Source organism: Pseudomonas sp. URIL14HWK12:I6, assembly GCF_000514195.1.
Lineage (GTDB): Bacteria > Pseudomonadota > Gammaproteobacteria > Pseudomonadales > Pseudomonadaceae > Aquipseudomonas > Aquipseudomonas putida_A.
Map to the genome: position 1 here is coordinate 223,806 of NZ_AZVL01000001.1, position 15,888 is coordinate 239,693.

Consider the following 15,888-nt stretch of genomic DNA (forward strand, 5'->3'; position numbering starts at 1 on the left):
GACGTTTGGGGCTTATGAGAAAAACAGCGAACGCGCCAGCTGCGGGCTGATCGCGCTGCGATAGATAGCGATGATTTGCGGGCTGCTGGTGGCTGAGTCCAGGTCGAAGGCGCCGGCCATCCGCCGTTGCTCCTGCAGTTTCAAATGGGCGGCGGTGAAGGCGTCGGCCGGTGCATCGAGGCTGTTGTAATGGAAGTGCGCGTACCACAACGTCTTGCCGCTGCGCCGCTCGCGAATTTCGTACTCCTGCAGATAATCCCTGCGCGGGCCTTTGAGGCGACGCCGGGCACCGCCAGACACAATGTCGATCTCATCCTTGCGCAATAACCATTCGACCCGGGCAGCGGTTGGCGGTTGTTGCTTGGTCATCTCGACCCGTATCCGGTAGCCCTCGGCGTACAGGCGTTCACCCGCCTGGTTCAATTGGGCGATCAGGGCTGGCGGCTCCTCGGTGCTGTTCGCCCGCAGCCGGGCCTGTTCAAGGCTTTTCGCGCTTTCGTCGAGCTGTTCGGCCTTGCGCTGGAACTGCTCTTCGATCTCGACCGGAATCCGACCGGGTTTTTTGGCATGGGCTTCGGTTTGCCGGATGAAGCTTTCCACGCCATCGAGCAGCGCCTGGCCCTGGCTGATCTGGGTGGCGAGATCCGCTACCGGAGCAGGCGGGCGGCGCCGTCCGGGCTGAATGCGTTCGACCCAGACACCGGGCGTTTTCTCGTGAAACGTGGCGATGACGTTCCCGGTCATGGGCGCTTTCACGTCAAGCAGAACCGGTTGCCCTGGCGCCGAGGAACGCAACTCGCCGACCACTGTGCCCTTGAAGCGGGTTTTGATAATCCGTTTACGTGAGGCTGGCGCTGGCCTTGAAGGACCGGGCCGAGGCTCCACCGGCCGGTGTTCGAGGAGCAATTGCGCCAGGTGCTCTTCGGTCTGGCGTTGAAACTCGTTGATTCGTTTACGCGTGTGGCTGAAGGGCTCGTCGAGCAACACATCCTTGTGGTTGAGGGCGAAATCCTCGAACGACTGATCGATGGCGACGAACTGTTCGAGCATGCCGTTGAGGCCTTCGATCCGCTCGTTGGCCCCCAGGCTGGTCTGGTCGAGCAGCAGTTCCTGGGAGGTCTGAATAACCAGGTTGGTTGTGTCGAGCAGGCGTACCAGATCGCCTTGCGCCTGAGTCAGCGCTGGCGAAGCCTGCTCTTGCAGGCAGATGTCGCGAGCCAGCGACACCTGAAGCGCCTTGAGATCATTGAGACTGAACACAGGCAGCTTTGCGCGATAGGTATTGGCGACTTCAGCGGCACGTTTGCCCAGTCGGCTCAACTCCTGAAAACGTGACTGGGCAAACTCGATCTTGCTGATCATGTCCTCGGTCAAATCGTACATTCTGCGGTAGGTGACGGGATCACCGGTGCCCGCAGCCGTTTCCTCGGCCTCGAGCAGCACCAGGGTTTCCTTGAGGGTTCTGGCGAAGAGGGGGTCACGTTGAGTGAGCCATGTCTGGTTGAAGAACAACTGGGTACCGAGCATCTCGGTCATGGCGGTGCGGAAATGGGGTACGGTCTCGAGCAGGTTCAACGATTTCAGCTGGTCGATGGGAGCCGCGTATTCCTCGGTGCGGCGTCCAAGTGCTGCAAGAAACGTGGTCTGCTGCGCCACCAGAGTGTCATCGCTGGCCGTGGTCATGGCGGTGTGGGCGGCTGTCAGCTCTGCGCGGGCCTGCTCGCGCGTGTTATCGAACTCGGTCAGTTGTTTCTTGAGTTCGGCGATGCGTTCATTGTTTTCCCGTCGTTTGGCCTTGCGCCGACTCGACAGACCACCGCCGCGCAGACGCAGGCGAGTGTCGACGAACCACTCGCCCCGCCGATTGCGGATCAAGCCCGGGCCCTGACGTCCGGGCTGTCGCTGCGAATTGATGATCGAAACCTCACCGGTGTCGGCGACCGCCACTTCGAACAAGCGCTCACCCACGGGTGCGTAGTACCCGCTGGCATGTCGATAAAGGTGACGATAAAGGCCGGCGTCGCTGGCGGGCGGGGTGAGCGCTTCGGGGCGCGTAACGGCAAACCGATCCAGGGTTTGGGTCAGGCTCAGGGCGGTGTCGGTCATCAGCGAAGTCTGATGTTGCGCCGGATACTCACCGATCACATCAGGGCGTTGCACGATGTTTACCGGCGTTGGTGGCACCGGCTCCTTGGGCTCGGTCTCGACGGTCACCGGCTTCTTTTCAGTGATGTCCCGAGGCGTCGCGTTACGGGTGCTGGCGTGATGGGCGAGCACCATGGCCAGGGTCAGCAACAGATCGGTCATCGCGGTTTTCTGCTGCCCGGTGTCGCCTGTGGCAGCGGCGTCGAAGGTTTGTTGCAGATCGTCTAGCACCTGCCAGATCCAGGCGGCGGTACCGACGGTTCGACCGAAAAACGGCAGCGCGGCGCTGAGGATCATCCAGCTCGCATGCTTGAAGCTCTCCCAGCGACTTTCGCTATTGGACACCGATTGCCGATTCGCCAGTTCGACCATTGCGCTGACGTTGGCCTTGAACAGAAAAGCCAGGTAATTGGTAGCGATGACTGCTGTTCCCAAGGTCAGCGTGCCGCTCATCTGCAAGGAAGTCAGGGGATCGGCGAGCAGTTGTGAGAGCGACCATACCGAGGGTCGATCATCGCTGAATACGTAATTGGCATAGTTGGCGCGCGCACTGTCCGGCAACCAGGCGAGGACCGACTGACGCAATGTCGGTGAATGCTTGATGGCGTAAACCAGGTTGGCCGGCGACGGGTACTGGAGCAAGGCATGATCGGACAGGGGCCGGTACAGCAGGCAGGGTCCCTTGTCCATCTGTCGGGGGCCGATCACGAACATGTTGGCCACTTCATCGGTGGTTGTCCCCGGGCGCCACGCGGGATTGAAGGCCAGCGGTCGAATGACGATCTCCTGACCGTCCACCCGGCGATTGTCATCCAGCAATTGAACCACGGCCGCGACATAGCGATAGCCCGCCTCGTCGACCCCGCCCTGCGCGCGAATCTTCTGCTGCAACGCCAGTAACGGCAATTCGACACGCAGCCGGCTGGTGAACAGGTTCTGCCGTCGCAGGCTTTCCAGCGGGTCATCGCGCAGTTTTTGCCTGATCAGCGCAGGATAGGTCTGGCCGATGTCGACACTGATGATCAACCTCTCCAGATAATCAGCCGTCATCCATGCCGGCACCGCAGTGCTGCCGATACTGCTCACGGTCTTGTTGCCCAACGGCAAGGCAATCAGGTTCTGCAACGCCAGGTCGACCAGGCTGAAGGTGCTGCGTTCTGGCTCCAGCAACGGTGTGAAACTGCCCCACACCACCACGCTGTCGACCACGATGCGAATCTCGGCCAGATTCAGTTCAGTGGCTTCGGGATGCTCCTTGAGCAGGGCCGCCTCCAGTTGCTCCAGCGCGAACTCGCGAATCGGTTTGATGCCGTCGTCAAAGGACTGCTCGGCGTTCTGACTGTGCACCTGCGCCAGATCCATCAGATGACGGCTGTAGGCAGTCAGGTCGCTGGGCGAGGCGTCGACCATCCACTCTGGCAACGCTTGCTCGACCAGGTTGAAGCGTGAAGACGACTGCTTGTCCGTGGGATCGAGTTCGTTGGTCGTGCGGCTGACGTGGGGCGTCAGGTTGGTTGTCGCCGGTTCGTTCGCCAACTCGCCAATCGCGTCGGCCTGCAGGGCGATCAGATTGCACGCCAGATGATCGAAGTAGTCACCGTCAGGTTCGATCAGCCGCCATTGCAAGGTTGCAGGCGGCGGTCCCTCCGTCTGGGTCTGCAGTGAGGCACCCAGTTCCTGCAGGGTATCGAAGGCCTGGAAACCACGAGTGATGGTGTGGGTGAGAATCAGCGTGCGGCTGCCGAGCGTGCCGATCAGTACGGCCATGTCGAGAACGTGCAGGTGAGTGGAAGTGCCATCGCGCGTGGTGTCCAGATCGATCAGGCAGGCGCGGGACTGATAGCGATCATCGGTACTGCGGGCAGTTTTTTGCGGATGGTCGAAAAGACTCCGGGCCATGGCGCGCTGGTCGTCGTCCCACGCCGGGTTCGTCCCGACGTTCCACAGTTCGCGCAGGGACCTGGACAATCCCTGCCAGCGCGGGGCGGAGGCGCGGGTGAACTGGTTCCAGTAATCGACCTGTTGTTCCTCGAAGGCAACAAACAGCAGCGGCGCCAGTTCATTGAGCAGCCTGGCGATAGCCTCGATGTTGACGGGCAGTTGTACCGGTGTCTCGTGCGCAGGATGCAAGGTGAGGTAGTGCTCGCCATCCAGGTAGGTCACTGGCTTGTTGGCGACGCCATGACGCACCAGCGCATCGGTCAGCGATTCGAAGTGTCGCGGCCCGGGGACGACACGCTGGTCACGCAAGGTCCAGCCAGGTGTCACCACCATTGCCAGTCGCGGGTCGATCTGTAACTTGGGGTATAGCGTCTTCAGTGCCGGTTGCAGGGCGCGGGTGGCGACTTCCCTGATTGAGGGGCCGGCGACCAGTTGGGTAAGCAGGGCGTCTTGATCGTCCGGCAGCTTGTGGTCGGCGGGAGAGTTGAGGGTTTCTGGCATGGTCACATCCTTGGTCAGAACAGCAGACACCGCGAAAGAGGCGGCGAGCGATGCGTTGCAAGGTAGTGACGGGCCGAGCACCGAAGGTGGTAGATAAATATCGCAGACAAAAAAAGACCCGCACGGCGGCGGGTCTTGTCGTCAGCGTCGGCTCAGGTGCCGGACTTGATCTTGGTCCAGGCCCGGGTGCGTGCCCGCTCGGCATCCCGCGGCAGCGGTTGCAGGGTGTAAAGCGTGCCCATCGCCGCATCGGTCGGGTACAGGTTGGGGTTGTTGCGGATCGCCGGGTCGACCAGTTGGGTGGCGTCCTTGTTCGGGTTCGGATACCCGACGAAGTCGCTGACCGGCGCGATCACCGTCGGTTGCAGCAGGTAGTTGATGAAGGTGTAGGCGTCCTCCGGGTTCTTCGCGCCCTTGGGAATAGCGAGCATGTCGAACCAGATCGGTGCGCCTTCCTTGGGCAGGCGCATGTCGACCACTACACCGTTCTTCGCTTCTTTGGCGCGATTGGCCGCTTGCGAGAAGCTGCCGGAATAACCGACCGCGACGCAGATGTCACCGTTGGCGATGTCGGCCATGTACTTGGACGAATGGAAGTAGGTCACGTACGGCCGGATCTTCATCAGCAGCGCTTCGGCCTTGGCATAGTCCGCCGGATTTTTGCTGTTGGGATCCAGACCCAGGTGTTGCAGGGCCAGCGGCAGAATCTCCGACGGCGAGTCGAGCAGGGCGACGCCGCACTGCTTGAGCTTGCTGATGTTCTCTTCCTTGAAAATCAGGTCCCAGCTGTCCACCGGCGCGTTATCGCCCAGCGCGGCTTTGACCTTGGCCGGGTTGAAGCCGATCAGGATGGTGCCGTACATGTACGGCACGGCGAATTTGTTGCCCGGGTCGTTGGCTTCGATCAGCTTCATCAGTTTCGGATCGAGATGATTCCAGTTCGGCAGCTTGCTGCGATCCAGCGGCTGGAACACCCCGGCTTCAATCTGCTTGGCGAGGAACACGTTGGACGGCACCACCACGTCATAGCCGGAGTTGCCGGTCAGCAGTTTGGCTTCCAGTGCTTCGTTGGTGTCGAAGATGTCGTAGACCAGTCTGGTCTGGGTGTTCTGTGCCTTGAAGTCTTCCAACGCCTTGGGCGTGATGTAGTCGAACCAGTTGTAGACGCGCAGGGTACGTTCTTCGGCGTGGGCGCCGACGCTGAGCAGCGCGGCGCACAGGGCTGGCGCAATGCAGTGCTTGAGTCGGTTCATTGTTCAAAACCTTCCAGCACGTTCACCGCGTTGATGCCGATTTCTTCCACCGCGTAACCCCCTTCCATGACGAACAGGGTTGGTTTGCCGAGGGCGGCGATGCGTTTGCCCATGGCCAGGTAATCCGGGCTGTCGAGCTTGAACTGCGAGATCGGATCGTCCTTGAAGGTGTCGACGCCCAGCGACACGACGATGATGTCGGCACCGTAGCTGTCGATCTCGTTGCAGGCCTGTTCCAGCGCCGCACTCCACACATCCCAGCCGGAACCGGCCGGCAGCGGATAGTTGAAGTTGAAGCCTTCACCGGCCCCTTCACCGCGTTCATCGTCATAGCCGAGGAAGAATGGAAACTCGGCTTCCGGGTGGCCGTGGATCGAGGTGAACAGCACGTCGCTGCGCTCATAGAAAATCGACTGGGTGCCGTTGCCGTGGTGGTAATCGACGTCGAGGATCGCGACTTTCCTGTGGCCGGCATCGATGAATGCCTGAGCAGCGATAGCAGCGTTGTTGAGGTAGCAATAACCGCCCATCAAGTCGCTGGCGGCGTGGTGTCCCGGTGGTCGGCACAGGGCGAAGGCACTGTGTGCACCGCGCTGGATTTCCGCCTGGGCAGTCAGCGCCACTTGCGCTGCACTGTAGGCTGCTTGCCAGGTGCCGGCGGTGATCGGCGCGCCGCCGTCGAAGCTGTAGTAGCCGAGCTGGCCGTGCAGGCTGGTCGGTTTGATTTGCCGCAGAGTGCGGGCGGGCCAGGTGTAGGGCAGCAGGTCGCCGTCGGTGTTGAATTCGGTCCAGCGTGCCCATGCACCTTTGAAGAAGTCGAGGTAATCGCGGCTGTGGATGCGCGCGATCGGTTCGAGGCCAAAATCCTTCGGTGCTTCCACCGGACCGAGGTTCTGGTGTTGTACCCGTTGCAGCACGTGGTCGGCGCGCGACGGCATTTCGAAACACGGCTTGAGCTGGCCGTCGATGAGTTCGCAGCGGCCGTGGTGCAGGTGGTGATCGTCCGAGTAGATCGTCAGCATTTGTTGTTCTCCGCAGGGGGCTGATTCGGTTGCCCCCAGTGTTGCGGCGCGCGGCGAATCGGAGAACGGCAGGAAAGGCCAAAAGGGGATCGATATGGCCAAAAACTCTGACCGCAATTCGCCCCTCTTTTCAGTACAGCCTTGCTTCGATTCAGGCATGAAATGCGTCCCGGTGGGAGCGGGCTTGCTCGCGAATACGGTATGTCAGATAAATTGATCGCGACTGACACTGCGAATTCGCGAGCAAGCCCGCTCCCACATTGGAACATCAATGAGGGCGAAACTGGCTCGGCGCCACCCCGCTCCAGCGCACGAACGCATGGCGGAAACTCGCGGTCTCGCTGAAGCCCAGGGTCTCGGCGATGCGGTAGATCGGCAGTTGATCCTCACACAGCATCTGCTTGGCCCGCTCGAAGCGCAGTTCGTCGAGCAGTTCCTGATAACTGCTGCCCATGTCCTTCAAATGGCGGCGCAAGGTGCGCGGCGAGCACTTCATTTGCTGGGCCAGCCCCTCCAGCCCCGGTGCTGCATTGAGCTGGGCACTGAGCAACTGGCGAATCCGCCCCAGCCACGCCTGACGTCCGGTGAACTCGATGTTCTGTTTGCGGCAGCGGTCGGCCATGGCCTGGTGGGTGATGCTGTCGGCCAAAGGCAACGGCTGATCGAGCCAGCGCCGGTCAAAGGCGAAAGCATTGTCCTTGGCGCCGAAGTGCAGAGGGCTGTTGAAGTGCTCAGCGTAGCTGTCGCGGTAATCCGGCGCGGCATGTTCAAAACGTGTCGCCAGTAGCGGCAGCGGATGCCCAAGCAAATCGTCGCAGATGACCTTCAATGACACCAGGCAGAACTCCGCGTTGAACACCGCCATCGACGGGCTCTCGCGGTAATCGGCGGCGACGAACCAGACCCGCTCGCCGTCGTCTTCCAGGCTCAGTTCGAAAAGTGTTCCCAGCAGCGCCGGATAGCGAATCGCCAGGCGCAAAGCGTCACCTAAGGTGGCACTGGTGAGCAGGGCGTAACCGAGGATGCCGTAGCAGGAAACGTGCATCCGTCGGCCCAGTTCCAGGCCGATGTCATGCTTGAGCGCGACCGCATTGGCGCAGACCTGCATTTCCTGATTGGTGGTGATGCGTGTGTCGGCACGGGCCAGATCCGCCGCACTGATGCCGCTGCCGGCCAGCAGCGCTTCGCTCGACAGGCCTTCGGTCTTGAAGGTGTTGAGTACCAGTGAGACGGCATTGAGCGTCGTGAGGTGGGAGTGGAGCATGAGGCGGCATCCGCTGGTTTTTGGCAAAAGAGGCAGCAAGTAGCGTGCCGTGCACGACGCCCACAGGCAGGGGCGACGTCGTGCACGGTCATCAGCGTATGCCTTAGCTCGCGCTGAAAAACAGCTGTCGGGCCTGCTCCACGCCGATCATGCTGCGGTAGTACGCCAGCCGTTCGGCCCGGCTCAACCCGCGAGTGCTGTCGGCATCGGATCCCAGTTGCCGCTCCGCGGGGGTTTTCAAACGTGCAGAGAGGAAGGCCTTGTCCGGCACCCATGAGGTGGAGTACAGAAAATGCGCGTACCACAGCACCTTGCGCGTGGTCTGGTCAGTGATGCTGTATTCGTCCAGGTAGAGCGCCTTGCCGCCCTTGAGGCGGCGTCGACTGACAGTTTTTGCAATACGGATGCTGTCATTGGTCTGAAGCCAGGCGACACCTGATGGTGTGGGTGATTGTGCCCTGGTCATCATCGACATGGCGGTTTTGGCCTGCTGATAAAGGCTGTCGACTGCATCGCTCAGCGCCTTGTTCAGCACCGCAGCCGAGCGCTGGCTGCTGTCCGTGGCGTTGCTGTCGGTCAGGGCCTGTTCAATGGCCGCGCTGACGTGTTCCAGTTGCAGGGCGTGTTGGTGAAACAGGTACTCGATACCGACTGCCGAGCGTCCGGCCTGCTTCATGAGTTCGTTCATGCGCAGGGTGAACGCCGGCAGGCCGTCGAGCAGATCCTGCCCCTTGTTCAGGCTGGTTTCGAGCGTGGGTGTCGGCATCGGCAGGGCGGTGCTGACACGTTCGACCCATACCCCGGGAGTTTTTTGATGAAAGGTCGAGATGACCTTGTCCGTGAGCGGTGACTTGATGTCGACCAGGTCGGTTTCCAGGCCCTGTGCCGTCAGGCGCGGCTCGCCGATCAGCACGCCGTTGTAGCGGGTGCGGATGAACTTCTTTTTCGGCCTTGGCGGTTGCACGGGGAGCGCCGGGCGGCTGCGCAGGGTGTCGCGCTCTTCGAGCAACAGCACCAGGTTGTGGCGGGCGCTGCGGTTGAATTGCTCGAGCTGTTGGCGAAGGTTTGTCAGCGGTGCCTCTTGCACACTGTCAGCGAACGCGGACTTGAAGTCTGCCAGGCGCTCGTCGAGTACGTTGAATTGTTCGATCAGATCGTTGAGGCAGTCGATGCGTTCGTCGAGCCGGGAAACGCTGCGCTCCTCAAGGGTGTCGCGCAGCGCTTGAACGGCGATATCGGCGGTATCGACAATCTGGTCGAGACTGAGCCAGGCATCCGCGGCGGTCGCTACCGAGTGTTCGGGCAGGCAGACATTGCGCGCCAGTGTCACCTGCAGTGCCTTGAGATCCTCGATCGAGTACGCCGGGAGTGCCTTGCGGGTCAGTTGAATCAAGCGCAAGCCGTCTCTCTCGAACTCTTTGAGTTGCACCAATTGTGCCTGGATCTGCTCCAGACGCGTGATCATGTCCAGATTGAGCTCAAGCATCTGCCGCGTTTCGGCAATATGCCGGTTCTGGGGCTGTTCAGCCTGTTCTTCGAGATGATTGAGTACGCTGCGCAATGTCGGCGTGAACAGGGTCAGCGCTTCGCGAATCCCTGCATGGATGAGTTCGAGCTGCGCCTTCAGGTAGCTCAGGGATCTCTGTTGGTAGTCAGCCGTTGGCGAGAATGCATGCAACGCCTTGAGATCGCTCAACGCCTGGGCATAAGCGACGCGTTGCCTGTCCAGAGACTGTAGAAAGAGCTGGCGGTGGGCCGCAGCGGTCTGAGCGGTGGCAGCGTTCATTGCCTGGCGGACCTGTTCCAGCTCGCCTTGCGCTGCCGCCTTACGGCTTTCGAAGGCGGTCAGGCGGGTGCGCAGTTTTTCCGCTTCGATGCGGCGTTGTGCTTCAGCCAGCTGTGTCAGGCCGGCCGAGCCGCCACCGCGCAGACGCAGTCGGGTATCGACGAACCAATCGCCACGCAGATTGCCGATCAAGGCTGGGCCGGTACGGGTTGGATCCTGCGGATCGATGATCATGACGGTACCGTTTTCGTCCACCGCGACCTCGAACCAGTCATGGCCCACCGGGGCGTACCATTTGCTGTTGTAGCTGTAGAGATTGCGATAGAGCCCTGGCGTGGTGTTGGCGCTACCCAGACGTTGCGGGCGAAGGATTTTGAAGTGGGACAGCACGGTGCCCAGACTTGCGGGCGTGCGATTCGCGGCGCCGCTGATATTCAGGGTTTGCTGCAGGTCAGCGGTTTCATGGGGAGCACTTTTTTCCAGTTGTTGCACGGTGATTTCAGTGGTCGTGGGGTCAGGGTTTTTCGGTGTTTCGCGTGCCGCTGTCTCATGGGCCAGCCGTGGTCGGGAGCGACCTGCGATGTGCAACGTGATCGCCATCCCCAGATTGAGCAACACCTCGGTGAACGCTGACCATTGCGCGGAAGAGTCATCCTGCTCCCGGGCTTCCTTCAGGGCTTGCAGTTGCTCCATCACCTGCCAGATCCACGTCGCGACACCCACCGTGCGTCCGAGGAACGGCAATACGGCATTGAACAGGGTCCATCCGGCCTGTTTGAAACTGGCCCAGCGACTTTCCGCATTTGACACCGACTGGCGGTCGGCCAGCTCGACCAGCGCCGACGCGTTGGCTTTGTACAGAGCGCCTGGCAGATCGCCCTCCACGGTCTTTCTACCGAGGCTGATCGGCCCACTCATGACCCTCATTTTTTCCGCATCCACCAGAAACTCGGTGACGGCCCAGGGGGAGGGCAACGTGCCTGGAAACACATAGTTGGCGTAGTCGCTGCGCACGCGGTCCGGGAGCCAGGCGAGCACCGAGTCACGCAGACTGGCGGATTGCTGGATGGCGTACAGCAAGTTGCTGGGGGAAGGGTATTGGGTCAACGGCTGGTCGAGCATCGGTCGATACAGCAGGCACGGCCCGCCGCTCGGGTCCTCAGGACCGATCACGAACATGTTGGCGACTTCGTCATGGCTGCCGTCTGTTCTGCGTTGAGGTACGAAAGCCAGAGGCCGCATGACGATGGTCTGGTCCTCGACCATGCGATGGTTGCTGTCGGGATCCAGCACCGCGACGACATAGCGGTAACCGCGTGCGTCGATACCGGCCTTGCCGCGAATTTTCGATTGCAGGGCCAGCAGCGGCAACTGGATGCGCAAGTGTTGAGTGAACAGTGCCTGTCTCCCGGCGGAAGCTGGCGTGGTGTCGACCAACTGACGCTTGATCAGCGCCGGGTAGGTCGTACCGATATCCGCGCGGGTTACCAGGTCTTCCAGATAGCTTACGGTCAGCCATGTCGGCAATGGCTTGCCACGGGTGGAGTGCAGGGTCTTGTTGCCTACCGGCACTGCAATCAGATTCTGCAAGGCCAGATCGGTGACGCTGAAATTGTAAGTCTCGATTTTTCCCGGAACAGTAAAGGTGCCCCAGATCACCGGACTTTTGACCCGCAACTGGATCGACTCCAGAGCTGTTTCAAGATCGGTACGCTGCGCATCGGCGTGCGCGCGAAGGGTCTCGGCATGCAAGGCGTTCATTTCGCTCAGCGCGTATTCGCTGATTGGCAGGATGCCATCCAGATAGGACTTGCCGGTGTTCTGGTTATGCAGTGCAGCCAGATCCTTCAAGTGCCGGGAATAGTTGTTCAGATCCGGCAGTGATGCAGCAATGAGCCAGTCAGGCAAGGCATTCTGAAACCAGCTCAATGGCGGGCCGGGCTTTTTCGCCGTGGCGTCGACTTCGGGGGTGGCCGTGGACAATGGCTTGTCGAGCGGGGCAGGTGTGGCAGGAGAAAAATCCAGCGCGCCGATCACATCGATCTGAATCGAGACCAGTGCACACGCCTGATAATCGAAGATGCTGCCCGAGGGTTCCAGCAATCGCCAGTTCAACTGCTGGTACGGCTGAAGATTGCCCACGTGCGCAGGCAAGGATTTGCCCAGGTCATCAAGAGAGTCGAACTTCTGATAACCCTTGAGCAGTGAATGGGCGAGGATGACCGTCTTTCCCTGTTGTGTGCCGATCAGCACGGCCATCGATACTTCGTTCAGATGCTTTACGGTTGTGCCATCGATCAGATCAATGGCGATCAGGCAGGCGCTGTTCTGGTCATCGATTTTCCTGCCGGCCAGACCGGCAGTGCGATACAGCGCGCGGGCCATTGCGCAGTCACTCTCGCTCCAGCCTTGTACCTGATTGACGTTCCAGATCTCGCGCAGGGTGTTCGACAATGTATGCCAACGCGGGCCGTTGCTGTCGTCGGCGTTGTTCCAGTACGCCAGCTGTTGCTCCTGAAACGCCGTGAGCATGACCGGTGCCAGCAGGTTGAGCAGGCTGGCGATTTCGTCGATCCGTACCGGCAGGTGGACGGCCGGATCGCTGATCGGTTGTTGCGTCAGAAAGTGTTCACCTTCGATATACAGCGTCGGCGTGCCCTGCACGACCTGGGCGGCGAGGATTTCGGTCAAGGCCTGGTAGGTCGGATTTCCGGCAACGATCTGTTCGTCGACGATGGACCATTGCGGCGTGCCGATCATGGTAATGCTCGGCTCCAGATCAAGCGTGGGGTACAGCTTGCGCAAATGTTCGCGCAACAGCACGGCGGCCACGTCGCGCAAGTCGGGGCCGACACTCAATTGGGTGATCAGGGCTTCGGTGGGATTGGTGCCGGCAGCCGTCTGCCGGGTGGAGCTTGTGGTTGCTGAACTCATCGTGCGTCCCTGCGTTCTGGTGATGGAGGCGATCCCGAGGACAAGTCTCGGGATCGCTCCATGCTAGGGAGGCACGATGCAGCGTGGGTGGTAGATATGTAGGGCGTCGGACTATCGCCGGCGCCGGACCAGGCTCAGCGCAATTCGCCACACAGGTCGAGTTCGATCAGACGCCGCACTTCGGCGTTGTCCAGACCCGCACCGAGCAAGCCGTGCAGCTTGCCGAACGCCGCTTCTCGGGTCATGCCGCCACCGGACAACACGCCAACGCCGCGCAAACGGCTGCCGGCTTCATACACATCCAGCTCGACCCCGCCTTCATGGCACTGCGTGACCGCAACCACCACCACACCGTTGTCCCGTGCGCGGCCGAGGCTGGCAAGGAACTCGGGATTGTCGCTCGGTCCGGTGCCGCTGCCGTAGCACTCCAGCACCAGACCTTTGATACCGCTGGCCAGCAGGCCATCAACCACCTCGGCGCCGATGCCGGGGAACAGTGGCAGCACAGCAACCTTGGCCAGTTGTTTCGGCTGGTTGTAGTTCAGTGCGGCCGGAATCGACGGCGCTTTCACCCCGCCGCCCTGACGCTCCAGGTGCTTGAACGGATGACGGCCGAAGCTGCGCACTTTCGCGCAGCGCGTCGGCGCCAGCAGCTCGCCGTGAAAGTACAGGTGCACGCCCGGCGCCAGACCCTGACCCAGAGCAACCAGCGCGCCACCGAGGTTTTCCCAGGCATCGCTGTCGGTGACGCCGGCCGGCAGCATCGAGCCGGTGAAACACACACGGGCATGCAGGCCGAGCAACTGAAAACTCATCGCCGCGGCGCTATAGGCCAGGGTGTCGGTGCCGTGCAGGATCAGCACGCTGTCGCAGCCTTGCACGTCCACCGCATCGACCACCGCTTCGCGCAGTTGCTGCCAGTAGGCCGGGGTCATGTTGGCGCTGTCGATCAGCGGCGACATTTCCCGGAAGCGCCACTGCGGCACAACGAGTTCAGGCTGGCTGTGCAGGTAGTCGCGCATCCGCGCTTCGAAGCCGGACGCCGGGGCCAGACCGTTGGCACTGGCCTGCATGCCGATGGTGCCACCGGTGTAGAGCACCATGACGTTTTGGGCGGCGGGAAAGGAATTGGCAATCATCTGAGGGTCTCCACAAGAGATGACATTGTAGGAGTGAGCCTGCTCGCGATAGCGGTTCATCATTCAACATTGATGTTGGCTGAAAGACAGCTATCGCGAGCAGGCTCGCTCCTACAAGTTATTGCATCACAATAACTGACGGGCGCAGGGGATGCGCCCGTCATTCACCTGTCAGCGTTGCGCTGCAGGCACGCCTTGCGGCTCGGCTGCGGTCTTGTCGGCAGCTGGCGCCTCGGTCGGCCAGGCCTTCAGGTCCAGATCCAGATCGGCAAATTTGCTGGAGTCGAACACCGGCTGCTTGATGCCCGCACGGCGCTGTTCGTCGTAGTCGCGCATCACGCGCATGCCGACCTTGAACAGCATGGCCAGGGCCATCAGGTTGACGAAGGCCAGGCAGGTCATGGTGATGTCGGCGAAGGCGAACACGGTCGACAGATCCTGCATCGAACCCCATACCACCAGCGCCAGGACCAGACCGCGGAAAACCATCAGCAAGGCGCGGTTGCGGCTGAGGAACTGCAGGCTGTTTTCGCCCAGGTAGTAGTTGTAGAGGATGCAGGTGAAGACGAACAGCGACAGCGCGACGCTGACGAAGATGCGGCCCCAGTCACCGACCACGGCGGCCAGCGAGTTCTGGGTCAGGACGATGCCGTCACCTTCGAAGCCCGGGGTGTAGAAGCCCGACAACAGGATCAGCAGCGCGGTGCAGGTGCAGATCACGAAGGTGTCGAGGAACACGCTGAAGGCCTGAACCACGCCCTGGGCGCCCGGGTGTTTCACCGAGGCCACGGCGGCGACGTTCGGCGCACTGCCCAGGCCCGCTTCGTTGGCGAACACGCCACGCTTCACGCCCATGACGATGGCGCTGCCGAGCAGGCCGCCGAAGGCCGGGTCGAGACCGAAGGCGCTCTTGAAGATGGTTTCCAGCATCGCTGGCACGTGTTCGATCTGGGTGCCGATCACGTACAGGGTCACGCCGATGTACGCCAGGGTCTTGACCGGTACCAGCAGATCGGACACTGCAGCGATGCGCTTGATGCCGCCGATGAAGGTGATGGCCAGCAGCACCGCCAGGACGATCCCGGTGTGGCTTGGGTCGAAGGCGAAGGCGTTCTGCAGCGAGTGGGTCACGGTGTAGGACTGCAGGCCGATGAAGGCGAAGCCGTAGGTGACCAGCAGCAGGACCGAGAACACCACTGCCATGCCTTTCAACTTCAGGCCGTGCTGGATGTAGTAGGCCGGGCCGCCACGGTACAGACCGTCGCCATCGGCGCGCTTGTAGACCTGCGCCAGGGTGCATTCGAAGAAGCTGCTGGACATGCCGACCAGTGCGGTCACCCACATCCAGAACACCGCACCCGGACCACCGAGGGTCACGGCGATGCCGACACCGGCGATGTTGCCTGCACCGACGCGGCCGGCAAGGCTGAGCATCAGGGCCTGGAACGAGCTGAGTTGCCCGCCGCTGCTTTTCAGGCTGTCGCGGAACACCGCGAACATGTGGAAGAAGTGGCGCAATTGAACGAAACGCGAGCGAATCGTGAAGTAGCTACCGAGCCCGACAATGAGCACGATCAGTACTTTCCCTGAGAGGAAGTCGTTGATGACTTCGAGCATGGATTTTTCCTCGCTGTTTTTTGTGTAAGCAAATGCTGGATGTTCAGAAACATCGCGTTACACCGGTTTGCGCGCGGCACGACAGGTGAGGCGAAGGTTTCGTCCCGGATCCATTTCGCGGGTTTGTTATTAGTTCGGGTTTCGCATGGGTTATGGCCTCGTTACCGACGACCGCTCACGCGAAGAGGGGCGGCACTATACCGATCAGTGCGGCGCCCGTCTGCACGCTCGTGGTGCAAGCGACGAAACGAAGCGTTGAAACACCCGGCGTTACCGGCGCCGGGCT

At 61.3% G+C, this 15,888-nt stretch carries 7 protein-coding genes; all 7 read right to left on the reverse strand.

What is annotated here, in order from left to right; all coding sequences use genetic code 11:
- Positions 1-12: 12 nt before the first annotated feature.
- The 7 genes from H043_RS0101035 to H043_RS0101065 all read right to left on the reverse strand — a co-directional run bounded on the left by H043_RS0101035 (position 13) and on the right by H043_RS0101065 (position 15,602).
- Positions 13-4,587 carry a DUF6543 domain-containing protein gene (locus H043_RS0101035; protein WP_027610357.1) on the reverse strand — a complete coding sequence of 1,525 codons (4,575 nt, stop codon included), beginning with the start codon at positions 4,585-4,587 and terminating at the stop codon, positions 13-15.
- Between the two features lie 152 nt (positions 4,588-4,739).
- Entirely contained in the window at positions 4,740-5,840 is a 1,101-nt protein-coding gene (locus tag H043_RS0101040) for a polyamine ABC transporter substrate-binding protein (protein ID WP_027610358.1), read from the reverse strand.
- The gene (locus tag H043_RS0101045; RefSeq protein WP_027610359.1) at positions 5,837-6,862 is read right to left on the reverse strand and encodes a histone deacetylase family protein; all 1,026 of its coding nucleotides are present in this window, start codon (positions 6,860-6,862) and stop codon (positions 5,837-5,839) included. Before H043_RS0101045 ends, H043_RS0101040 begins: the two co-directional genes overlap by 4 nt.
- 268 nt (positions 6,863-7,130) lie before the next feature.
- Positions 7,131-8,126 carry an AraC family transcriptional regulator gene (locus H043_RS0101050; RefSeq protein ID WP_027610360.1) on the reverse strand — a complete coding sequence of 332 codons (996 nt, stop codon included), beginning with the start codon at positions 8,124-8,126 and terminating at the stop codon, positions 7,131-7,133.
- Positions 8,127-8,229: 103 nt separating this feature from the next.
- Entirely contained in the window at positions 8,230-12,846 is a 4,617-nt protein-coding gene (locus H043_RS0101055) for a hypothetical protein (RefSeq protein ID WP_027610361.1), read from the reverse strand.
- A gap of 134 nt (positions 12,847-12,980) precedes the next feature.
- Positions 12,981-13,985: an asparaginase gene (locus tag H043_RS0101060; protein ID WP_027610362.1), complete on the reverse strand. Its 1,005-nt coding sequence runs from the start codon at positions 13,983-13,985 to the stop codon at positions 12,981-12,983.
- Positions 13,986-14,156: 171 nt separating this feature from the next.
- The gene (locus tag H043_RS0101065; protein WP_027610363.1) at positions 14,157-15,602 is read right to left on the reverse strand and encodes a sodium:alanine symporter family protein; all 1,446 of its coding nucleotides are present in this window, start codon (positions 15,600-15,602) and stop codon (positions 14,157-14,159) included.
- Between the last annotated feature and the right edge of the window lie 286 nt (positions 15,603-15,888).

Excerpts from the sequence above, each read along its gene's own strand:
- H043_RS0101035 (WP_027610357.1), bottom strand. The coding sequence starts at position 4,587 with ATGCCAGAAACCCTCAACTCTCCCGCCGACCACAAGCTGCCGGACGAT.
- H043_RS0101040 (WP_027610358.1), bottom strand. The coding sequence starts at position 5,840 with ATGAACCGACTCAAGCACTGCATTGCGCCAGCCCTGTGCGCCGCGCTG.
- H043_RS0101045 (WP_027610359.1), bottom strand. The coding sequence starts at position 6,862 with ATGCTGACGATCTACTCGGACGATCACCACCTGCACCACGGCCGCTGC.
- H043_RS0101050 (WP_027610360.1), bottom strand. The coding sequence starts at position 8,126 with ATGCTCCACTCCCACCTCACGACGCTCAATGCCGTCTCACTGGTACTC.
- H043_RS0101055 (WP_027610361.1), bottom strand. The coding sequence starts at position 12,846 with ATGAGTTCAGCAACCACAAGCTCCACCCGGCAGACGGCTGCCGGCACC.
- H043_RS0101060 (WP_027610362.1), bottom strand. The coding sequence starts at position 13,985 with ATGATTGCCAATTCCTTTCCCGCCGCCCAAAACGTCATGGTGCTCTAC.
- H043_RS0101065 (WP_027610363.1), bottom strand. The coding sequence starts at position 15,602 with ATGCTCGAAGTCATCAACGACTTCCTCTCAGGGAAAGTACTGATCGTG.